Source organism: Myxococcus sp. AM009 (assembly GCF_013372605.1).
Lineage (GTDB): Bacteria > Myxococcota > Myxococcia > Myxococcales > Myxococcaceae > Myxococcus > Myxococcus vastator.
This window is the reverse complement of the sequence record NZ_JABXEP010000002.1, coordinates 24863-46315: the sequence shown is the minus strand read 5'-3', so window position 1 is coordinate 46315 and position 21453 is coordinate 24863. Positions and strand designations below refer to the sequence as shown.

13 protein-coding genes and 1 riboswitch are annotated in these 21453 nt (G+C 72.1%); of the genes, 7 read left to right on the top strand and 6 right to left on the bottom strand.

Going from position 1 to position 21453, the window contains the following annotated elements:
• Positions 1-3: 3 nt before the first annotated feature.
• From HV824_RS01035 to HV824_RS01025, 3 genes are all read right to left on the bottom strand, one after another.
• On the bottom strand, positions 4-834 hold the full coding sequence (locus HV824_RS01035) for an MbnP family copper-binding protein (RefSeq protein WP_255207654.1): 831 nt from the start codon (positions 832-834) through the stop codon (positions 4-6).
• Between the two features lie 145 nt (positions 835-979).
• On the bottom strand, positions 980-1903 hold the full coding sequence (locus HV824_RS01030) for a GIY-YIG nuclease family protein (protein ID WP_176416945.1): 924 nt from the start codon (positions 1901-1903) through the stop codon (positions 980-982).
• 167 nt (positions 1904-2070) lie between these two features.
• Positions 2071-2667: an RNA polymerase sigma factor gene (locus HV824_RS01025; RefSeq protein ID WP_368670890.1), complete on the bottom strand. Its 597-nt coding sequence runs from the start codon at positions 2665-2667 to the stop codon at positions 2071-2073.
• Between the two features lie 181 nt (positions 2668-2848).
• A riboswitch (SAM-I-IV-variant riboswitch) is annotated at positions 2849-2956 on the top strand.
• A gap of 310 nt (positions 2957-3266) precedes the next feature.
• Here HV824_RS01025 and thrA point away from each other — a divergent pair.
• The 5 genes from thrA (at position 3267) to HV824_RS01000 (ending at position 10787) form a co-directional block, all read left to right on the top strand.
• Complete coding sequence (gene thrA, locus HV824_RS01020) at positions 3267-5753, top strand: bifunctional aspartate kinase/homoserine dehydrogenase I (protein ID WP_176416943.1); 2487 nt, start codon at positions 3267-3269, stop codon at positions 5751-5753.
• Positions 5754-5766: 13 nt separating this feature from the next.
• Positions 5767-6867: a PLP-dependent transferase gene (locus HV824_RS01015; RefSeq protein ID WP_176416942.1), complete on the top strand. Its 1101-nt coding sequence runs from the start codon at positions 5767-5769 to the stop codon at positions 6865-6867.
• Positions 6806-7936 (top strand): PLP-dependent aspartate aminotransferase family protein, encoded by a 1131-nt coding sequence (locus HV824_RS01010; RefSeq protein WP_176416941.1) that lies wholly within the window; start codon positions 6806-6808, stop codon positions 7934-7936. The genes HV824_RS01015 and HV824_RS01010 overlap by 62 nt, the downstream gene beginning before the upstream one ends.
• Positions 7937-8044: 108 nt before the next feature.
• The gene (locus HV824_RS01005; RefSeq protein ID WP_176416940.1) at positions 8045-8980 is read left to right on the top strand and encodes an MBL fold metallo-hydrolase; all 936 of its coding nucleotides are present in this window, start codon (positions 8045-8047) and stop codon (positions 8978-8980) included.
• Between the two features lie 31 nt (positions 8981-9011).
• On the top strand, positions 9012-10787 hold the full coding sequence (locus HV824_RS01000; RefSeq protein ID WP_176422461.1) for a M14 family metallopeptidase: 1776 nt from the start codon (positions 9012-9014) through the stop codon (positions 10785-10787).
• Positions 10788-10903: 116 nt separating this feature from the next.
• On the opposite strand, the gene cglD is transcribed toward HV824_RS01000, so the two are convergent.
• Positions 10904-14293: an adventurous gliding motility lipoprotein CglD gene (gene cglD / locus HV824_RS00995; protein WP_176416938.1), complete on the bottom strand. Its 3390-nt coding sequence runs from the start codon at positions 14291-14293 to the stop codon at positions 10904-10906.
• 217 nt (positions 14294-14510) lie between these two features.
• Here cglD and HV824_RS00990 point away from each other — a divergent pair, with 217 nt between their 5' ends.
• Both HV824_RS00990 and HV824_RS00985 read left to right on the top strand, forming a co-directional pair.
• Positions 14511-15338: a TIGR02266 family protein gene (locus tag HV824_RS00990; protein WP_176416937.1), complete on the top strand. Its 828-nt coding sequence runs from the start codon at positions 14511-14513 to the stop codon at positions 15336-15338.
• A 2-nt stretch (positions 15339-15340) separates the two neighbouring features.
• Positions 15341-16267 (top strand): serine/threonine-protein kinase, encoded by a 927-nt coding sequence (locus HV824_RS00985; RefSeq protein ID WP_176416936.1) that lies wholly within the window; start codon positions 15341-15343, stop codon positions 16265-16267.
• 15 nt (positions 16268-16282) lie between these two features.
• Here the strand turns inward: HV824_RS00985 and HV824_RS00980 are convergent, their stop codons facing one another.
• Positions 16283-20191 (bottom strand): AAA family ATPase, encoded by a 3909-nt coding sequence (locus HV824_RS00980; RefSeq protein ID WP_176422460.1) that lies wholly within the window; start codon positions 20189-20191, stop codon positions 16283-16285.
• Positions 20188-21432 (bottom strand): exonuclease SbcCD subunit D C-terminal domain-containing protein, encoded by a 1245-nt coding sequence (locus HV824_RS00975; RefSeq protein ID WP_176416934.1) that lies wholly within the window; start codon positions 21430-21432, stop codon positions 20188-20190. The genes HV824_RS00980 and HV824_RS00975 overlap by 4 nt, the downstream gene beginning before the upstream one ends.
• Between the last annotated feature and the right edge of the window lie 21 nt (positions 21433-21453).

Below are 21453 nucleotides of genomic sequence, written 5' to 3'. Positions count from 1 at the left end.
CTCCTACTCCGCCTTGATGAACGCCTGAGGCCCCGGTGCCCCCTCCTGGCTCCGGTGCGTCAGCCCCATCCGGCTGAACACGGGCGCGCAGTCCGGGTCCGTCTGCTGCGACATGCACCCCACGGAGGTGTTGGGCACCGCCGCGTTCTCATCCAGGTTCGAGCCAGCGAAGAGCGCCCCCACGTCCAGCACCACCTTGCCAGACGCCAGGTTGAACGAGTCCAGCGCCACCTCCGGACGGTTGCCGAACGTACAACCCGCGGTGCCGTGCGTCTGCCCCTCCGGCGGCGGTGCACAGTCCGTGCTCCCCAGGTGCATGACGTGCCCCTCGGGCAGCCCCGTCGTCCGGCCTTCGATGCGCGTGAAGAGGTAGCCCGAGCGCCAGCTCCAGTAGAGGCTCGTGTCGTTCAGCGGCGAAGGCGCCGTGGACACGTCGAGGTGGTTCTGCGTCTCCGGCACGCCCAGCTTGAAGCGCAGGCCCGTGTAGTTGCCCTCGGGCGCGGTGCCGGTGATTCGAAGGTTCATCGCCTCCGTCCCCTGGGTGCACTGCCCCGACTTGTCCGCGAAGTCGAGCAGCGCCGTGCCCTGGGTCTGCCACCGCCGGTCCTCATCGAGCGCCAGCGGCACCTCGGTCCCCTCGTCCGTGACGAGCCGGACGTCGTGCAGGTACACGCGCAGGTCCATGGGCTCGTACGTCGTCCCCGTTGTCCCCACCCCGGTGTAGGTGCGGCCACATGCGAAGGGCTCGCTGCCCACCCGGGCCTCGAAGGGGATGGCGAACTCCGCTTCGCCACCACCACAGCCCACGGCGCCCAGCAGCGCGAAGGGAAGCATACGGACGGCACGACGATGAGCGGACACCATGGCGGACTCCCTTGGAATGGAGTCTTCGGCGTAACGCAATCCCGCCGGGTGGAGAACGTGGCAAGTTGCCACAGGCCAAAGTACTTGCCCCATGGAGGGCAGCAGGCGGCCAGCCTCAGTCGCCTTGCACGTTGTAGCCCGCGTCGCCGTAGGGCTTGAGCCGGTCCAGCCAGAGCGCCTCCAGCACCTTCAGCTCCTCCTGCGGCGCCACCCTGGGCTCGTCAGAGGGCTTCAGCACGTCGAGCACCTCGAAGGCGAACTGCTCCGCCCCGTAGCGCCTCCAGTCCTCCAGCAGTGTGGGCAGGCGGTCCATGCCCGTGGACAGCTCGAAGCGGATGCGGTTGAGCATGCCCTGGACGTTGGCGCTCGCGCCCACCAGCACCTTGCCGTTGGCGAGGCAGCGCACGGCGTACACGCCCATGGGCGGCGGTGCTTCCTTATAGGAACGCTTCAGCTCGGAGCGGCGGGAGTCAGCGGACATGGGAGACCTCGTGTCTGGAAAAGTTGAAGCGTGGGAGGGCGAATGCCGGGTGAACCGCTGGGCGAGCCGGGCCTGCGCGGCCCCGTCCCTTGGCGCCATCCAATCGCGGCCCGTGCGCGCCCAGTCCGCATCCGAGGGGTCGGCACCCAGCGCCTGGACGAGGCTGGCCTCGCAGACGAAGAACTGCTCGCGGAACGGAAACAGGAAGCCGCCCTGCATCCGCAGGGAGTCGGCGGCCTCCGCATAGGAAGAGAACCAGCGGTTGAGGTGGGCGCCGCCCACGAGGGCGAGCAGGGGCTCGAAGTCGACCTCGCGCACCTGCTTCAGCTCGACCCAGGTGGCGTACCCCTGCTCACGCGCGATGACAGCCAGCGCATGCTTGCGCTGAACCGATGCCTTCCGCGCGAGCACCTCGCCCAGGGTCAGCCCCGCGAAGCCGGGCAGGACGCGCAGTCGCTCCGCTGCCTGGGCCGCGCGCGACGCCTCCGTCGAGGCCAGCTCCTTGAGCAGGAGTGACGCGCGGACCTTGCATTCGTGGAGGGAGACGACGGTTCGCATGAAAAGTCCCTTGGCGTCGGCCCTCACCCGTTCGTGGGCCGTGGAAGGAACTCATCTGGAACTGTCGAGCGGCGGAGCGAAGCGAGGGTGACGTCGTCTTTTCGGGCAGGCGCCCCTCGGCACCTGGGCGGGAGTTAACGAAGCGAACCGTCCCCGCGCAAGCGCTTTCAGACGTCCGCCGAGCCGGGCACCGAGGCCCCGCCTGCCCGGTGGGACGGCTTGCACGAGCAGTCCAGACACCCGTGCGCGGCGCAGCTGCCGCAGCTTCGCTCCAGTTGCTTCTTCAGCGCCTGGCGGGCCCGGTGGAGCCGCACGCCCGCGTTGTTCGCGGTGATGCCCGCCGCGCGCGCCACGTCCGGGACACCGCGCTCCTCCAGGTCCACCTGCCGCAGGATGTCGGCGTACTCCGGCTTGAGCGTGGGCACCAGCTCACCCACGCACGCGCAGATGGCCTGCTTCAGCGCCGTGTCCACCGTGGCCTCCGCCGCCTCCTGGGCCTCCCGCTCCAGCGCGCGCCCCTCCGCCGCCTGGCGCCGGTAGTGGTCCACCAGCGCGTTGCGCAGCAGCCGGTAGAACCACGCCACCGCGCCCTCGCCCTCCTTCAGCGCGCCGCCCTTCTCTAGTGTCCTCACGAAGGCCGCCTGGAGGAGCTCCTCCGCGGTGGCGCGGCTGCCCACGCGCCGCTCCAGGAAGGCGAGGAACTGGCGGTGGTTGTCCACCAGCGCACGCGCCACCTCGTCACTCAGTGCTCCGGTCTCCGTCACGCCGCGCTCCTTTCCCACCCATCATCTGCACATTCCGGCTCCGTGTTTTCAACGCGTTGACGCCGGCCTCCGCCCCGGGCACCGGGCATTCCCACTAAATCCTGACGTGAGCGGAAGCTGCCGTGACGGAGGTGAAACCACGCGAGGCATTGACAGACACCGGGGTCCACGCTTATTTCGTCCGCAGCATCAAGAGCGGCCTCCGCCTCGCGCGGTGGCCCGACAACCTGGAGACGGACCTCCAAGGTGTCCAAACGATGCGGTTCGAGGAGCAAGGGCTCCCCGAGCAATCCAAGCGTCCGAGGCCGGAGGGCTCCCTCCCGCTTCGGTGAGAGAGGACCTCCGTGGTTCCATCCACCTGCTCCGCCCCCGCACCGTTGACCACCGCGCGCCCCGTGTTCTGCCGCGTCGTCGCCACGCATCGAATGCGCTGGCCCGGCGGCGCGCGCTAGTCCGCCAGGGCTCCGACTCCCCTCCCCGTCTTCCTTCCCTCCGTGGGCGCTCGCGCGCCGCGTCTGGCCGGCGTGTGTCCGGCACAGGGCGCCGCGTCTGCCCTTCCCTTTCGCATCAAGGCCCGCCGGCCCCTTCGAGGTTCTTCAATGAGCAGCACGTCCCTGCAGGTGATGAAGTTCGGTGGCACGTCCGTGGGCTCGCCCGCGCGGCTCCACCAGGTGGTGGAGCTGATTGGCAAGCACGCGCGGCAAGGCCCGCTGGCGGTGGTCGTCTCCGCGATGGGGGACACCACCGACTGGCTGCTGGACGCGGCCCGCCTCGCCAGCGAGGGTGACCTGGAAGGCGCGCTCGCGGTGGCCACGCGCATCGCCGACCTGGCGAAGGCCAACGCCGCGGCGCTGGCGCCCGGACAGGCCACCGCGCTGGCGGAGCGTGTCGACGGGCTCCTCGCGCCGCTGCGGCAGCTGCTCCAGGGCGTCTGCCTCACGCGAGAGTGCTCCGCCCCCACGAGAGACCGGGTGCTGTCGTTCGGTGAGGTGGTGTCCGCCACGCTGCTGGCGGAGCTGCTCACGGCCCACCGCACGCCCGCCACCTTCCGCGACGCGCGCCAGCTCCTGGTGACGGATGACCGCTTCGGCGCGGCGCGCGTGGACCTCGTCCGGACGCGGGAGCGGCTCCAGGCCGCGCGGGAGACGTGGGGCCCCGAGGTGTCCGTCCTCCCTGGCTTCATCGCCGCCACGCCGGATGGACGCACCACCACGCTGGGCCGCAACGGCTCCGACTACACCGCCGCGCTGGTGGCCCAGGGCCTGGGCGCGTCGGAAGTCACGGTGTGGACGGACGTGCTCGGCCTGCACACCGCCGACCCGGACCTGGTCACGGATGCGTACCCCGTGGCGCACCTCACCCACGGCGAGGGCCTGGAGCTGGCCGCGGTGGGCGCTCGCATGCTGCATCCGCGCACGATGATTCCGCTCATCGAGTCCGGAATCTCGCTGCGCATCCGCAACACCATGGAGCCAGAGCACCCGGGCACGCTCATCGACGCCATCGGCTCGCGCGACGGCCAGCGCCCCGCCTGCATCGCGACGCGCGAGGACCTGGCGCTGCTGGGCATCGAGGTGCGCAAGCTGTCCGACCAGTTCCAACTGGGCGAGCGCGTGCTGGCCGCGCTGCGCGAGGCGCGCGTCACGGTGTGGATGACCGCGCAGTCCGCCAATGGCCAGTCGCTGGCCGTCGTCGTTCCCCGTCCAGACGCGGAGCACGCGCGGTCCGTGCTCGCCGCCGAGCTGGCGCAGGAGCTGTCACGCCGCGAGGTGGAGCCGCTGGAGGTCCGCCAGCCGGTGACGCTGCTGACGCTGGTGGCGGAGACCATGGGCCACGGCGTCAACGTGGCCGGGCGCTTCTTCAGCGCCCTGGGCGCGGTGGGCGTCAACGTGCGCGCCAGCGCCCAGGGTGCCAGCTCCCGCTCCCTCTCGTGCGTCGTCGACGCGGCGGACACCGCCATCGCCGCGCGCACCACCCACGCGGCCTTCAACCTGGCCCATCAGCAGGTCAGCCTCTTCGTCCTCGGCCGGGGCACGGTGGGCGGACAACTGCTGGCCCAGCTGCGCGCACAGCAGGCGCTGCTCCGGGACAAGCACGGCATCGCGCTGCGCGTCGTGGGGCTCGCGGACAGCCGGCGCGCGCTCTTCGACGCGGCGGGGCTCGCGCTCGACGGCGTGGAGACGCGGCTGGAAGGCGAGGCGCCCCAGGCGCCCACCCGGGTCCCCTTGCTGGACGCGCTCCGGCGCCTGCCCGTCCCCATCCTGGTCGACTGCACCGCCGCGGGCGGACTGGAGGCGCTCTACACGGAGGCCTTCCAGCGCGGCATCCACGTGGTGGCGGCCAACAAGAAGCCCCTGGCGCTGCCGTGGGAGGCCCGCGAAGCGCTGGTGGACACGGCGCGCCGCAACCACGTCGCGTACCACTACGAGACGACGGTGGCGTCCAGCCTGCCCGTCATCGACACGCTGGCGAACCTGGTGCGCACCGGTGACACCGTGCGCCTCATCACCGCGTCCCTGTCCGGCAGCCTGGGCTTCATCTGCAACGAGCTGACGGCCGGCGTGCCCCTGTCCCGGGCCGTCCGCACCGCCCGGGAGCGCGGCTTCACGGAGCCGGACCCTCGCGAGGACCTGGGCGGCACGGACGTCGCGCGCAAGGCGCTCATCCTCGCCCGGGAGCTGGGCCTGCCGCTCTCCCTGTCGGACGTGGCGCTGGAGCCCTTCGTCGCCACGGATGCGTGCGCCAGCGTGGAATCGCTCTTCCAGGTGCTCGCCACGAAGGACGCGGCCTACGCGGAGCGCGTGGCCCGCTGCCGTCACGCCGGCACCGTCCTGCGCTACCTGGCGCGCATCGACCCGTCAAAGGCGGGCACGGGCAGCCCTGTCATCCGCGTGGGCCCCGTGGGCGTCGAAGCAGGCCACCCCGCGGCGGACCTCCGCGGCTCCGAGTCCTTCGTCTCCTTCACCACCACCCGCCACAGCGACTTCCCGCTCACCGTCCGAGGCGCGGGCGCGGGCGGCGCCGTCACCGCGTCCGGCGTGCTGGCGGACATCCTCAAAATCTCCCAGACGCTGCGCGGACGATGAAAGGGCTCCTGCCATGAAACTCGCCACTGCCCTCGTCCACGCCGGCGTGCGCCGCGACCCCACCACCGGCGCGGTCGCCGTCCCCATCTACCAATCCGCCACCTTCCAGCACCCCGCGCTCGGGCAGTCCACCGGCTACGACTACTCGCGCACGCGCAACCCCACCCGCTCCGCGCTGGAGGACGCGCTGGCGCAACTGGAGGGCGGCAGCCGGGGCCTGGCCTTCAGCTCCGGCATGGCGGCGCTGCACTGCGCCCTCCAGCTCTTCGGGCCGGAGGACCACGTCCTCCTCACCGAGGACCTCTACGGCGGCACCTACCGGCTGGTGGACCGCATCCTCCACGTCCCCCGCACCTTCGTGGACACCTCGCGGCCTGGCGCCGTGCGGGACGCGCTGCGCCCCAACACCCGCGCCATCGTCGTGGAGACGCCCACCAACCCGATGATGCGCACCGCCGACCTCGCAGAGCTGGCGGCCATCGCCCACAAGGCCGGGGCGCTGCTCATCGTCGACAACACCTTCCTCACGCCGTGGCTCCAGCGCCCGCTGGAGCTGGGCGCGGACCTCGTCGTGCACAGCGCGACGAAGTATCTGGCCGGGCACAACGACGTCGTCGCGGGCGCGCTGGTGGTCAAGGACGCGGCGCTGGGCGAGCGGCTCGCGTACCTCCAGAACGGCATCGGCGCGATTCTGGGTCCGCAGGACGCGTACCTGGTGATTCGCGGCCTGAAGACGCTGGCCCTGCGCATGGAGCGGCACCAGGCCAACGCGCGGGAGGTGGCCGCTTGGCTGCGTGCCCACCCGGGCGTGGAGCGCGTCTTCTATCCCGGCGTGGGCGGGATGCTGTCCTTCACCGTCGCCCACGCGGCCCTGGTGCCCCAGGTGCTCGCGTCCGTGCGGCTGTGTCTCTTCGCCGAGTCGCTCGGCGGCGTGGAGACGCTCATCACCTACCCCACCACGCAGACCCACGCTGACATCCCCGCCGAGCGCCGGGAGGCGCTGGGCATCTCCGACCGGCTGCTCCGGCTCTCCGTAGGAATCGAGGACTCCCATGACATCGTCGCCGACCTGGCCCACGCGCTTCGCGACCCGGCTGCTGCACACGGGGCATGAGCAGGACCCCGCCACGGGCGCCGCCGCCGTCCCCATCTACCAGGTGTCCATGTTCGACCAGCCGGGCCTGGAGACGCCCGGCGAGTTCGACTACGCGCGCTCCGGCAACCCCACGCGCAAGGCCCTGGAAGGCGTGCTCGCGGCGCTGGATGAAGGTCACGCGGCGTTCGCCTTCGGCTCCGGCATGGCCGCCGTGTCCAGCGTGCTGATGCTCTTCAACGCGGGCGACCACGTCGTGGTGACGGACGACTGTTACGGCGGCACCTACCGGGTGCTCACCCGCGTCTTCAGCCGCTTCGGTCTGCAAGCCACCTTCGTGGACACCAGCGACCCGGACGCCGTGCGCGGCGCCCTCCGCCCCAACACGCGGGCGCTGCTGGTGGAGAGCGTGAGCAATCCCTTCCTCAAGCGCACCGACATCCCCGCGATGGCACAGGTGGCCCAGGCGCACGGGGCGCTGCTCATCGTGGACAACACGTTCCTGTCCCCGGCCCTCTCGCGCCCGCTGACCGAGGGCGCGGACATCGTCATCCACTCCGCCACCAAGTACCTGGGCGGCCACAGTGACGTCGTCGCCGGGGCCGCGGTGGTGAAGACGCCCGCGCTCGCGCGGGAGCTCGGCTTCCTCCAGAACGCGGTGGGCGCGGTGCTGGGCCCCCAGGACTGCTTCCTCCTCCAGCGAGGCATCAAGACGCTGCAGGTCCGCCTGGAGCGGCAGGTGCGCACGGCGGGGGCCCTGGCGAGGTGGCTCACCGCGCGGCCGGAGGTGCGGCAGGTCTTCTATCCGGGCACGGGCGCGGTGGTGTCGTTCCGGCTGGCCCAGGACACGCTGGCGGCGCCCTTCGTGGAGTCGCTCCAGCTCCCCCTGCTGGGCGTTTCGCTGGGCGCGGTGGAGAGCATCGTCACCGTCCCGGCGCGGCACTCCCACGCCGCCGTCCCCGCCGCCGAGCGGGAGCGCCGGGGCATCACCGACGGGCTCATCCGCTTCTCCGTGGGACTGGAGGACCTGGAGGACCTGCAAGAGGACTTCGGGCGGGCCTTCACGCAGGCAGGCCGCGCTGCGGCGTAGGCCACCCGGCGATTCCTGACGTGCTCCTTGCGCGCCGTGCCCGGTCCGAGCATGACAGGGGCACGCGCGCGGGGCCCTCCCTGCCCCGCCAGCCGAGGGAGTGCGCACATGGCCTTGCGGTTCAAGAACCTCGATGGCAGCGGGCCGCAGCCGTTCAGCAGCGTCTTCAAGTGGGCCGTGGCCGACAAGCTCGCCGGCCGCCGCCGCAAGTCCCCCGCCCGCGCCGAGGTCCCCCGCGTGGCGCCCGACCTCGCGCTGCTCGCCACGCCGCCCGCGCCGGGAGAGGGCGCCCGGCTGACGTGGCTGGGACATGCGAGCTGGCTCGTGCAGTTGGACGGGCTGTCCCTGCTCATCGACCCGGTGCTGCGCGACGCCATCAACGGCGTCATCCGGCGCAACGTCCCGCCAGGCGTCCCGGTGGAGAAGCTGCCGCCCATCACCGCCAGCCTCGTCTCCCACAACCACTATGACCACCTGGACCTGCCCACGCTGGAGCAGGTGGGGGCGCCCATCGTCACCGGCCTGGGCCATGCGCCGGTGTTCCGGGGCTCGGGCCTGAACGTCACGGAGCTGGACTGGTGGCGCTCCACGCAGGTGGGCGCCGTCACGGTGCACTTCGTGCCCTCGCAGCACTGGAGCCGCCGCGGCCTCAACGACGTCAACGAGATGCTCTGGGGCGGCTTCGTCATCGAAGGCTCCAGCGCCCGCGTCTTCCACTCCGGCGACACCGCCTACTTCGAGGGCTTCAAGGAGATTGGCCAGCGCTACCCGGGCATCGACGCGGCCATGCTGCCCATTGGCGCGTATGACCCGGCCTGGTTCATGCGCCGCCAGCACATGAACCCCGAGGAAGCCGTGCAGGCCTTCGAGGATTTGGGCGCCGCGCGCTTCCTGGCCATGCACTGGGGGACGTTCAAGCTCACCGACGAGCCGCTCGACGAGCCGCCCCGACGCCTGGACGCGGAGTGGACCCGGCGGGGCCTGGCGCGTGAGCGCGTCGAAGTGCTGCCGGTAGGTGGAACACTCACCGTGCGCCACGGTTGAAACCCACCAGGGGCTATGTTGTGGGAAGGGCATGCTCCTGCCCACCCTCCTCGCCCTAACGCTGCATCAGGCGCCGTCGTCCCTCACCACCGTCTCCGAACAGAGCGGCTGGAAGCGCACGGGCCGCTACCCGGAAGTGGAGTCCCTCTGCCGCGCCTTCCCCAAGGCGTTCCCCGGCAAGGTCCGCTGCGACACGCTCGGCACCACGCCGGAGGGCCGGCCGCTGCTCGCGCTCGTCGCCAGCGCGGATGGCACCCTCACGCCCGCCGCCGCGGCGCGCAAGCAGCGCCCCGTCGTCTTCTTCCAGGGCGGCATCCACTCCGGTGAGATTGACGGCAAGGACGCCGGCTTCTGGCTGCTGCGTGACTTGCTCGCCGGGAAGGAGCAGCCCGGCGTCCTCAAGCGCGTCACCGCCGTCTTCGTCCCCGTCCTCAACGTGGACGGCCACGAGCGCTTCGGCCCCAACCACCGGCCCAATCAAAATGGCCCCGAGGAGATGGGCTGGCGCGCCACCGCGCAGAACCTCAACCTCAACCGCGACTACGCCAAGGCGGAGGCCCCGGAGATGGTGGCCCTGCTGAAGTACCTCCACGCGTGGGACCCGCTCGTCTACGCCGACCTGCACGCCACCAACGGCGCCAAGTTCGAGCATGACGTGTCCGTGGGCATCGAACCGCAGAAGTCCGGGCCGGCCCCGCTGCGCGCGCTGGGCGTGAAGCTGCGCGAGGCGCTCTTCACCGAGCTGGAGTCCCAGCAGCACCTGCCCGTGCCCTTCTACCCGTCCTTCATCGAGGACGATGACCCCCGCTCCGGCTTCGCCTACGGCGTGCCGCCGCCGCGCTTCAGCCACGCCTACTGGGCCGCGAATCGCCGCTTCGGCGTGTTGGTGGAGACGCACTCGTGGAAGCCCTATGCGCAGCGCGTGAAGGCCACGCGGAATGTCGTGGCGAGCCTGCTGCGGCTGGTGGCCCGCGACGGCGCCACCCTGCGCGCGGCGGTGAAGGCGGCGGACGCGGAGGACGCGGCCGGCAAGACGCGCGAGGTGGTGCTCGCGTGGAAGAACACCGAGCAGCAGCGGACCATCGACTTCCGGGGCTATGCCTACGAACGAGGCGCCTCCGACGTGTCCGGCCAGACGTGGATTCGCTATGACGACACGAAGCCCCAGGTCTGGAAGGTGCCCTACTTCGAGGCGATTCAGCCCGCGCTCACCGCCTCGCTGCCCGCCGGCGGCTACCTGGTCCCGCCCGCGCACGCCGCCTGGGTGGAGGCGAAGCTGGCCGCGCACGGCCTGCGCTCGAAGCGCCTCTCCAAGCCCGTGGCCAGCGCGGCGGTGGAGCGCTTCCGCGCCACCGAGACGAAGTGGAGCACCCAGTCCGTGGAGAACCGGCAGACGCTCAACGTGAAGGGGGCGTGGGAGCCCCAGACGCAGGCCCTGCCCGCGGGCACGCTGTACGTGCCGGTGGCGCAGGAGGGCGTGGAGCTGGTGGCGCACCTGCTGGAGCCCATGGCGCCGGACTCGCTGGTGTCCTGGGGCTTCTTCAACGCCCACTTCGAGCAGAAGGAGTACGTGGAGGACTACGTGCTGGAGCCCTTCGCGCGGGAGCTGCTCGCGAAGGACGCCGCGGTGAAGGCGGAGTGGGAGGCGAAGCTGAAGGACCCGGCCTTCGCCAAGGACGCACGCGCCCGCCTGCGCTTCTTCTATGAGCGCCACCCGGCCCGCGACGTCCAGCTCCGCGTCTACCCGGTGCTGCGCATCCAGGCCGCGCCCCAGGGGCTGGCGGTGGCGAGGCCCGCCACGCCGTAGGCGGCCTGGCCGTGAAATGAAGACGCCCCGGAGCCAGCAGGCCCCGGGGCGTCTTTCTTTCAGCCCTGCTGACTCCGGCCTCCTGATTCAACGAAGGCCGGAGCGCTCGCGCATCATCAGCCGATGATGCCTTCGCAGGCGCAGTAGCTCTGGTTGCAGGTCGCGTTCGGGCCGCAGCCGCCGCAGTCCGACTTGCAGGCACAGGCGCACGTGTTGGGGTCCGCCTGGTACCGGTCACCACAGTTCAGCGCCCCGGTGTCACACACGCAGCCGCACACGTTCGAGTCGAACATGAAGCCCGGCGCGCAGGTGGCCGACTGGGCGCACGAGCACGAGCAGGTGTCCGTGTTGCACGTCTCGTAGGTGCCGCACGTGCCGCCGCAGTCCGGCGCGCAGGTGAAGGCGCACACCGCGGGGTCCGTGTTGCACACCTGGCCCGGGTCACCGCCGCCGCCGCAGTCCGACGGGCACTCGCACTGGTCCGTGGTGCGGTTGCACGTCAGCTTGCCTTCACAGAAGTCCGGGTCGTTCGGGTCGTGGTACGGGTCCGCCGCGCAGGGCGCGGGGATGCCGTTCGGGTTGGACGTGCGGTCCGTCCAGTAGCGGTAGGACAGCGCCGCCTGGGTGGTGCCCGGCGTCTGCGGGCGGCACCCGCCGTAGAAGGACACCGCGCGGCTGATGCCATCCACGTCGAAGCCGTGGGTGCGGCTGCGCGGCAGGTCTCCCGGCGTGGGGCACTGCGACGCGTTCGCCACCCCTTCCATGGCCACCTTCAGCGAGGCGCCGATGGGCGGCTTCTGCGTCCGGTAGCCCACCGAGGCGATGACGCTGTCGATGATGGCGTTGATGGTGGTGGTGATGGCGTTCGAGTCCCGGATGCTGCCGTACACGCCGCCGGTGGCCTGGATGATGTCCAGGTGCCGCGGGTTCCGGGGGTCTTCCTGGTTCTGGCACCAGGTGCTGGTGTCACTGGTGGCGTTCTCGTGCGGGCAGAGGATGCCGTGCACGTCGATGGGCTGGTTCAGCGGGTTGCGGTTCGTCCCCGGGTCATTGCCCGTGCCCAGGAAGTACTGGGCGTACGTGTCGACGGAGCCGGAGGACTGGTCCCGCGTGTCCGTCAGGATGACGACCACGACCTTGGCGCCCGCGCGGAAGCGCGTCTCCGTCGAGCCACCGGACGAGGCCAGCAGGTTGATGACGGCACGCGCGGCCTCCAGCGGGCGCTCGGTGCCGTTGCCGCTCTGCCCCACCCAGCACTGCGAGTTGGACGAACAGGTGGTGGGCTGGGTCCCATTGGGGATGGTGACGGTGGTGCACTGGCCGCTGCTGCAGGTGCTGTTCTGCGTCAGCCACGCCCGGAACTGGTTGATGTTCTGCGTGAAGCCACGCAGCACCCCCGAGTTCGAACCGCTGCCATAGGTATAGGTGGTGCTCACCATCGCCAGCCGATAGTCCAGTGTCGCGTTGGCCAGCTTGGCCGCCACGGCCGAGGCCGCGTTGGCCAGCGACTGCTGCGACGAGGCCATGGAGCCGCTGTCATCCACCACGAAGAGGAAGTCCACCACCGCCTGCCGCACGGTGAACTTCTCGCACTGCACCGCGTCCGTGTCGCCGAACTGCGCCAGCGCCGAGCCGCCCGCCGTGTCCGCCGTCGTGAAGAGGCTGCCCGCCTCGTTGTAACGGGACGTCGGGGTGATGGCCATCACCACCACCACGCTGTCGTCGGAGCGGTGCACGTACTGCGCCTGCATGGTGAACGGCCCCGTGATTCCGGCCGTGCCCGTCAGCTCCCCCGTGCTCCCCGGCACCAGTGAGCGGGTCAAGGTGTTGGTGAACGCCTTCAGGTCCGCGCCGCCCGACAGGGCGTAACGCGCCGACAGCGCGGCGTAGCCGTCCCAGGTGTTGAAGGTCTGCTGGAAGTCGCGCGTGGCGGAGTTGAACGACCCGGAGCGGATGCCCGCCTCGTCGTTCGTGGGACTGGACGACGAGCCCACGCGGCCGCGCTTGTACGCAATCAGCGTCACCTGCTTGGTGGCGTCCCAGCCGATGATGCCCACCGCGTTGTTGCCATCGCGGATGGTGCGCAGGTTGGCGTCCGTGAAGGTGGAGGGCAGCGCCAGCCGCAGGTCCGCGCCGTTCTCCTCCTTGAAGGTGACGGTGCGCAGGTTGGACGTGCGGCAGGCCTGGCCCGCGGGCGTGTTGGCAGCGCCGTCGGCGGGGTCGTTCGGGTTCAGCTCGCCCTCGTCCACGCGGCCATTCTGGTTGGCGTCCTCCGCGCCGTCCTGGATGCCGTCACCGTCGCTGTCGGGGTTCGTCGGGGACGAGGTGGTGGTCGGGTCCGCGTCGCCCACGTAGCCGCAGTCCTGACGCGGCGCCTGCGCCGTCGTCACACCCAGTTCCAGACCGTCCAGCAGGCCGTCGCCATCCGTGTCGGGGTTGGTCGGGTCCGTCTCACCGGCGTCCACGCGGCCGTTGCCGTTGGTGTCCTCGCCGCGGAAGCCATCGCGGCCCGGGCCGTCCTGCAGACCGTCGCAGTCGGTGTCCGCGTGACGGGGGTCCGTCTCACCGGCGTCCACGCGGCCGTTGCGGTTCGGGTCCTCGACACCGTCGGGGAGACCGTCGCCATCCGTGTCCGCGTTGTTCGGGTCCGTGCCCGTCGCAATCTCCACCGAGTCCGGGATGCCGTCGAAGTCGGCGTCCGGAATCGACGCGGCGCAGTCCGCCACGCGCGGGTCCGTCTCGCTGCCGTCCACGATGCCGTTGCGGTTGACGTCCTCGTCACCGTCGCTGCAGGTGTCGCCGTCCGAATCCGGGTTGAGCGGGTTGGTGCCAGTGCGCGACTCCAGGCCGTCATCCAGGCCATCACCGTCCGTGTCGCGCTTGCGCGGGTCCGTCTCTCCGGGGCTCACCACGCCGTTGCGGTTGGCGTCCTCTTCGCCGTCCGCCAGGCTGTCACCATCCGAGTCGATGGCGTTCGGGTCCGTCTCACCCGGGTCCCTGCGGCCGTTGCGGTTGAGGTCCTCCAGGCCGTCCGGGATGCCGTCGCCGTCCGTGTCCGCCAGCACCGGCGAGGTGCGCGTGGCCGTGTCCTGGTCACCGGGGAAGTTGCAGCTGGAATCGGGGCTCGTCGTGCGGCCCACCTCCACGCCGTCGCGGATGCCGTCGCCGTCCGTGTCGCGCAGGCCGGGGTTCGTCTTCAGTCCACCCGGGTAGACGGTGGCGAACTCCTCCGCGTCCGTCAGGCCATCACAGTCGGAGTCCTTCGTCGCATTGTCCGGGTCATCGATGTCCGTGGGCACCTCGCCCGGGTCGGGGTCCGGATCCGGAATCACGCCCGCGTCTTCTTCAAGCGGGCCACCATCCGTACCGCCGTCCTCGTTGCCGCCGGGGCCCGCATCGGTGTTCGGTTGTGGATTGGGGTCAGGGTCGTTCCCACCGCCGCAGGCAGTCAGCAACGACGCTGCCAGCAACGCGCAGGTGAAGAACTTCATCAGGGGAGTGCGCATCGTCTTTGACTCCAATGGCTCCGACTCCAGGTGGGGGGTGAGTCGAAGCAGACTTCCATTGTAGAGAACTACGACGGAGTTTCCGAGTACCTGTTCCCCCTGGGGCAACTCTGAGTCGGGGTCTGGATGCTCCCAGTCCAGTGACGTGGCTGGATTGCGCCCAGGCTGTCGGCAAACAAGGTTCGCGGGTGGGAAGGGCTCGGCTATCGTCGCGCCCGTGCCCGTCTTCGGTCTTGCGGCATTGTGGAATGGCTCGGCTCCCCCGGAGCGCGTGGCGGCCTGGGTGGAAGGGATTGGCGAGGTGCTCACCTCCGCGCAGTCACTCCAGCTGGTGGTGGCCCTGCGCCCGGAGGAAGCGGGTATTGAACTGAAGGTGGAGGCTCCAGGCTATCCACGCTCCGCCGTGGAGCGGCTCGCGGAGGACGCGAAGCGCAGCGGCGGCACGTTCGTGGAGCTGTGGCGTCTGCCCAAGGCGGAGCGAGATGCCTTTCGCGCGGCGGCCTTCGAGGGCGGCACCACCTACCGGGGAGACGAGCGCTCCGCCGCGGCGCGGGTGCTTCAACAGCACCTGGCCACGCTGCCCGTCAGCAACGCGCGGCCCGCGGCCCCCCCGGTGGGTGGCGCCGCGGCCGCCGTGCCTCAGGCGAGCCCGAAGCCCGTGGAGGCGCCTGCTCCCTCCCCCAGCAGCCAGCCTCACCAGGTGCTCGTCCGCCCGCCGGATGGGCCTCAGCGTCGCGGTCGCCGCTTCGCCGTGAAGCTGGAAATGGAGTTCCGAACCGAGTTGGACTTCGTGCGTGAGCACGCCCTCAACATCTCCAACGGCGGCCTCTTCGTGCGCACCGCGCACCGGCCCCTGCCCGACAGCGTCGTCACCGTGGACGTGAAGCTGCCCAACGGCGAGCGCCTGCAGGGTGACGCGGTGGTGGTCCACGTGGTGGACGACCCGTACACGGGCGGCGTGGGCCTGGCGTTCCTCAACGACGACGCCACCTTCTCCCAGACGCTGGACGACTACCTGGCGAGCCTCGCGGGTGGCGTGGGCTGAACATGATGGAGAACGTGCGGGAAATCTGGCCTCGCGACCATGGCCGCTTCCGGCTGCTGTCCCGGCTGGGACGCGGCGGCATGGCGGAGGTGTTTCTCGCGCGGATGCAGCTGGGCCCGCACGCCGGAGCGCAGGTGGCCCTCAAGCGCGTGCGTCCCGAGCGCGTGCGGGACGCGGAGGCACACGAGCAGCTCCTGCATGAAGCCGAGCTCGCCCGCTGCCTGCGCCACCCGTACATCGTCGGCTTCGTGGAGTACGGCGAGCTGCCGGACGGTGGCTACTTGGCGCTGGAGCTGGTGGAGGGCCCGGACCTGGGCCGCGTGCTGGCGCGGTGCCGCCGCCGCCGCATCGAGCTGCCCATCGACATCTCCGTGCTCATCGTCCGGCAGGTGCTGGAGGCCCTGTCACACGCGCACCACGCCGTCAGCACCACGGGGCGCCCCCTGGGCGTGGTGCACTGCGACGTGTCCCCGCACAACGTGCTGCTGTCCCGCACGGGTGAGGTGAAGCTGGCGGACTTCGGCGTGGCGCGCTCCCGCGCGGGCGCGGTGCAGGACGTCCGGCGGCTGGGCAAGCAGCACTACCGCTCGCCGGAGCTGCTCGCGGGCGACGTGTCCGTGGCGGTGGACCTGTGGGCGACGGCGGTGCTGCTCTACGAGCTGCTGGCGCTGGAGTCGCCCTTCCCTTCCGGCCCGGAGGAGCAGGTGGAGTCCTCCATCCGCGGTGGCCGGGTGACGCCCGTGCGCATGCGGGTGCCCGGCGTCCCCGACGCGCTGGCGCTGGTGCTGGACCGCGCGCTGGCGCCCGTCCCTTCGCAGCGCTTCAGCTCCGCGGAGCAGTTCGCCCGGGCCCTGGCGCCGCTGAGTGATGACCGCGTGGCCACGCCCCTGGCCGTGGCCGCGGTGGTGCGCGGGCTGATGGAGACCTGAGCCCGCGAGGGTCCGCTACGCCACCTCCTGCTGTCCCATGGAAGGAGGCACCATTCCCGGGTCGCCCTCCACCACCAGGCGGCTGCGCCCGCCGCCCTGCTTCACCACGCGCACCTGCACGCCGATGCGCTCCGCCATGCCGCTGACGTGCGAGATGATGCCCACCTGCCGGCCCGTGGCCTGGAGCGCGTCCAGCGTGGCCAGGGCCACCTCCAGCGTCTCCGGGTCCAGCGTGCCGAAGCCCTCGTCGATGAAGAGCGTCTCCACCTGCGTCGTCTCCGACGACAGGGACGCCAGCCCCAACGCGAGCGCCAGCGACACCAGGAAGCTCTCACCGCCGGACAGGCTGGCCACGCTGCGGACCTCGTCACCCATGTCCCCGTCCACGATTTGGAGGTCCAGGTCGTGGCCGGGCACGCGCATCAGCCGGTAGCGCCGCGCGAGCTCCCGCAGGTGCGCGTTGGCGTGCAGCAGCAAGGCGTCCAGCGTGAGGCTCTGCGCGAAGACCTTGAAGCGCTTGCCGTCGTGCGAGCCGATGAGGTCGCCCAGCACCTTCCACACCTCCGCCGCGCGGCGGTCCTCCTCCAGGGCCGCGGCCTCGGCGCCGTGCCGCGCCCGCGCCGTGTCGTCGGCCTCCAGGCGCGCGTGCAGCGTGGCCTCGGCATGACGACGGGCCTCGGCCTCCGCGCGCAGCCGCTCACCTTCGGCGCCCGCGTCCTGCTCGGAGAGCGCCGGAGGGCCGGAGTCCTCGTGCCGCGCGCGACGCTCGCTCCGCTCCGCCAGCACCGCGGTGGCCTGGGCGAGCGCCTCGCGCAGGGCCGACAGCGCGCGGGCCTCCGCCTCGCGCCAGGCCGCGTCGAAGGCCAGCAGCGTCCGCACGGCCTCCAGCGTCGTCCCTCGCGTGGCGAGCAGCGTCGTCAGCGCGGCGCCTTCCGACTCGCGCAGGGCCAGCGCCTCCGTCCTGACGCGCACGGCATCCTCGGCACGCGCGGTGGCGACCCGCGCCGCCTGATGCGCGGCCTCGGCGCGCTCACGGGCGTGCTCGAAGGCCGACTCCGTGGCCTCCAGCCGTGCCTGCAGCTCGGCGCGGACCTCCGCGGTGGGCCGGCCATGCAGCAGCGCGGCGCGTGCGCGGGTCAGCTCGCCGCGCTCCTGCGCCTTTCGCGCGGCGAAGGCTTGATGCTCCTCGGCGTGGCGGGTGCTCACCTCCACCAGGCCCTGCGCCCGGGCGCGATGACGTTGCTCCTCGGCCTCGCGCTCCTCCGCCTTCTGGCGGGCCTCCTCCTTCCCCTTCCACATCACCACCCGCTCTCCACACTTGCGGCGGAAGGTGGCCGGGTCCTCCTCCAGCTTCCGCTCCCAGCCCGCGTCCGCGGTGAAGACGGGTGACACCTCCGCGAGCACCTGCCGCAGCGTCTGCTCGGCGGCCTCGAGCCGGGCATGGACGTCCTTGAGCACCGACTCCTCGCGCGACAGGGCCTCCTCCGCCCGGCGCAGCGACTCCGCCGCCACCTCGCGCCGGGTGCGCTGCGTCTCCAGCGCCGCGCGGGCCTCGCGCGCCGTGCGGGCCAGTGACTCGGCGGCCTGCTCATCGGCCTTCAGCGCCGCCAACCGCTCCGCGACCTCGGCACGCGCCGCGTCGAGCCACGCTCCCGCCTCGGGCGAGCCACCCGCGGCCGGTGGCGACGCGTCAGCCTCTCCGGCTTGCACCGACGGTGGCACAGTCCCGGACACCCCTGCCGCGCTGGACCTTCGAGCGCTGCCTTCAGTCTCCGTCACAGAGGTGGCACGCGAGGACACTTCCGCGCCCTCTTCCCGCGTGGACTCCAGCCACGAGGCACACCCCTTCCGCCAGGCCTCGCCGTGCGCCTCGGCGCGGACCACCGCGGACTGCCTGCGCGCCTCCGCCTGTCCAGCGCGCGCCTCCGCCGCCGCGCGCCGCGCGCTCGCCACCACCTCCGCCTGGGTGGCCGCGGTCCGCGCCGCCTCCAGCGCCTCCACACGCGAAGCCGCTTCCGCGACCAGCCCATCCAGTGCGGACACCTCGCGCGCGTAGGGGTGCTCCTCCGCGCCGCACAACGGGCACGCCTCACCGTCCTTCAGCAATGCGCGGTGGGACGCATAACCCTGCGTCGCCTGCGCCAGCGACAGCGAGCGCTGTGCCTCCTTGAGCGCGGCCTCCCCCTGCATCCGCCGAGTCTCCGCCGCGCGCGCTTCCGCCGCCGCGGCCTCGACCTCCGCCTTCGCCGCCCCCACCTCCGTGCCCGCTTCGCGAGCCTCGGCCTCGTCCGCGGCGAGCCCCTCGTGAGCGGTCTTCAGGCCCCGCACGGCCTCCTGCCGCGCCAACAGGCGCTCACGCTGCGCTCGCCGCCGCGCGCCCGTCTCCGTCCCCACGGCCGCCTCGGCGTGCGTCGCCGCGGCCAGGGCCATCTCCTCCGCGCGGGCCGCGGCATCCCGCTCACCCCGCCGAAGCCCTACCGTCTCGCGCAGCCCCTCCACCTCACCGAGCAGCCGTCCGGATTCCTCACGGGCCTTGCGCTGCTCGCCCTGCGCGACCTCGTAACGCTCCAGCTCGCGCTGCCAGCGCGGCCACTCGCTGGTGAGCGCGACCCAGTGCGCCTTCTCCGTCAGCCAGTGCCTCGCGGCCTCTCCCTTGTCCCGAGCCTCGGCCTCGCGCGCGAGCACGGCGTCCAGCGCCGCCTTCGCCTCCACCAGCGCCGCCTGGGACGTCTCCGCTCGCGCCCGCGCCTCACCCGCCTCATGGGAGACACCTTCCAGCCGCGCATCCAGGCGCGCCGCCTCCTCCAGCGCGGGGCGCGTCGCCACCTCCCGCTCCTGCGCCGTGGCGCGCGCGGTCTCCGCCTCCAGTTGCCCCACCCGCCGCGCCGAGGCCTCCGCCAGCGCCCGCTCCACCTCCGACGCCCGCTCCACCTGCGCCGCCTCCGCCTCCGCCCACCGGCGCTCCGCGGCCTCGACCGCCGCCACGGGCCCCCGGAAGGACTCCGCCTGGCGGACCTCCTCCAGCCGGGCCGCGCGCGGCGCCGCCTCCTCCAGGGCCGCCCTGGCCGCCTGCGCCTTCGCCTCCGCCGCGTGCTCCGCCTCCCGCAGCCCCGCCCGCGCGACATGCCACGCCGCCGCGGCTTGCGCGGCCTCGAGCAGCGCCTCCACCGACTGACGCGCCCGGGACTCCTCAGCGAGCGCCGCCGCCGCCGCCGCGCGCTCCACCTCCGGCATCAGGGCAATCGCCGCCAGGCCCTGCGCCCGCTTCGCCAGCGACTCCTGCTCCGCCTTGTTCTTCTCATGCGCGGCCATGGACAGCCGGCTGTACACCTCCGTGCCCGTCATCCGCTCCAGCAGCTCCGCGCGCTCGCTGGCATCCGCCTTGAGGAAGGCCGCGAACTCGCCCTGCGCCAACAACGCCGAGCGGCGGAACTGGTCGAACGACAACCCCAGCCGCTCCTGGATGGCGGCCAGCACCTCGCCCTTGGTGCGGCCCGTGAGCTGCCCGGAGACGACGTCCATCAACTGCATCTCCTGGGGTCGGAAGCGCCCCTCGGCGCGGTTGCGCGCGCGCCACACGGACCAGCGCGCCCGGTAGCGCCGCCCGTCCTTGCCCAGGAAGTCCACCTCCGCGTAGCCCTCGCCCGCGCCCCGGCGCAGCATGCCGCGCACGTCGTAGGCGGACAGCCGCGCGTCCTCGTCCTCGTCCGCGCGCCCCACCGGCGCGCCGCCGCGTCCCCCCAGCCGGGGCGTGCGGTCGAACAGCGCCAGGCACAGGGCATCCAGCAGCGTGCTCTTGCCCGCGCCCGTGGCGCCGGTAATCGCGAACAGGCCCAGCCGGTCCAACGGCGGCTGGTCCAGCTCCAGCGCGAAGTCCCCCGCGAAGCTCGTCAGGTTGGCGCCGCGAATCGCGAGCACCTTCACGGCGACTCCTCCTGCACGTCGGTCAACAACGTATGGAAGGCCTCCAGCAGCGCCGGCGCGGGTGGCTCCTCGAAGTCACGGGCGTAACGCGCGCGGAAGACGTCCTCGGGCGTGCGCTCCTTCAGGGAGAGGCCCGGCTGCACCTCCGCCAGCGCGCCGCCCGTCCCGGTATAGGCGGGCGTCAGCTTCACCAGCCGCGCCGCCTTCCCCTCCAGCACCTTCTCCACCTTCTGCCGCAGCGCGGGCTCCGGCCGGGGCAACGACACACACACCTCCAGGTAGGGCCGCCGCCACTCCAGCGCGTCCGCGTCGTGCGCCGGCAAGCCCTCCAGTTGCGTCAGCACTGCGTCCAGAGGCGCCGCGTCCCGCGAAGGCACGCGCACCATGTCCGTGGTCCGGGGCACGGGCAGGGCTTCCACCTGGCCCAGCGCGTCGCCTTCCAGCTCCACCAGCAGCACCTGATGCCGGTAGCCCGCCTCCGACAGCGACAGGGGCAACGGCGAGCCGCTGTAGCGCACCCCTTCGCGCCCGCCCACTCGCTGGGCCTTGTGCAGATGCCCCAGCGCCGCGTAGGCCACGTCCTCCGGGAACAGGTCCCCGGGCAGCGCGTGCTGGTTGCCGCCCAGAATCTTCCGCTCGCTCAACGCGGACAGCTCCGTGCCCGTCATGTAGCAGTGCCCCATGGCCACCAGCGCCTGTCCCGCCTGACGCCTGCGCCGCGCCGCGGCCAGCGCCTCCGCGTACACCGCGCGCACGCCCTCCACCAGCCGGTCTCCCAGGTCCCCAGGAACGGGCGGCAGGTCCGCGGGCCGCAGGTACGGCACCGCCGCCACCCACGCGCCCACCCGCCCCTTCGCGTCGTGCAGCGGCACCAGCAGCCGCTCCTGGTCCATGGCGCCCCGGGCTCGCGGCAGTCCGCCCACCACGTGGACGCCCAGCGCCGCGAACAGCGGGTCCGGCGCGTCCAGCCGCGCCGCCGAGTCGTGGTTGCCGCCAATCACCACCACGTCCAGCCGAGGCATGCGCCGCCGCGCCTTCGCGACGAACTGGTACCAGGCCGCCTGCGCCTCCGCGCTGGGGTTCGCCGTGTCGAAGATGTCCCCGGCCACCAGCAGCGCATCCACCGCCCGCGCCTCCAGGGTCTCCAGCAGCCAGTCCAGGAAGGCGGCGTGCTCCGCGTCCCGCGAGACGTCGTACAGCGTGTGTCCCAGGTGCCAGTCCGACGTATGCAGCAGGCGCATCAGGCGTTCACCTTCCCTCTT

Coding starts and splice junctions, on each gene's coding strand:
- HV824_RS01035 (WP_255207654.1), bottom strand. CDS start 834: ATGCTTCCCTTCGCGCTGCTGGGCGCCGTGGGCTGTGGTGGTGGCGAA.
- HV824_RS01030 (WP_176416945.1), bottom strand. CDS start 1,903: ATGCGAACCGTCGTCTCCCTCCACGAATGCAAGGTCCGCGCGTCACTC.
- thrA (WP_176416943.1), top strand. CDS start 3,267: ATGAGCAGCACGTCCCTGCAGGTGATGAAGTTCGGTGGCACGTCCGTG.
- HV824_RS01015 (WP_176416942.1), top strand. CDS start 5,767: ATGAAACTCGCCACTGCCCTCGTCCACGCCGGCGTGCGCCGCGACCCC.
- HV824_RS01010 (WP_176416941.1), top strand. CDS start 6,806: ATGACATCGTCGCCGACCTGGCCCACGCGCTTCGCGACCCGGCTGCTG.
- HV824_RS01005 (WP_176416940.1), top strand. CDS start 8,045: ATGGCCTTGCGGTTCAAGAACCTCGATGGCAGCGGGCCGCAGCCGTTC.
- HV824_RS01000 (WP_176422461.1), top strand. CDS start 9,012: ATGCTCCTGCCCACCCTCCTCGCCCTAACGCTGCATCAGGCGCCGTCG.
- cglD (WP_176416938.1), bottom strand. CDS start 14,293: ATGCGCACTCCCCTGATGAAGTTCTTCACCTGCGCGTTGCTGGCAGCG.
- HV824_RS00985 (WP_176416936.1), top strand. CDS start 15,341: ATGATGGAGAACGTGCGGGAAATCTGGCCTCGCGACCATGGCCGCTTC.
- HV824_RS00975 (WP_176416934.1), bottom strand. CDS start 21,432: ATGCGCCTGCTGCATACGTCGGACTGGCACCTGGGACACACGCTGTAC.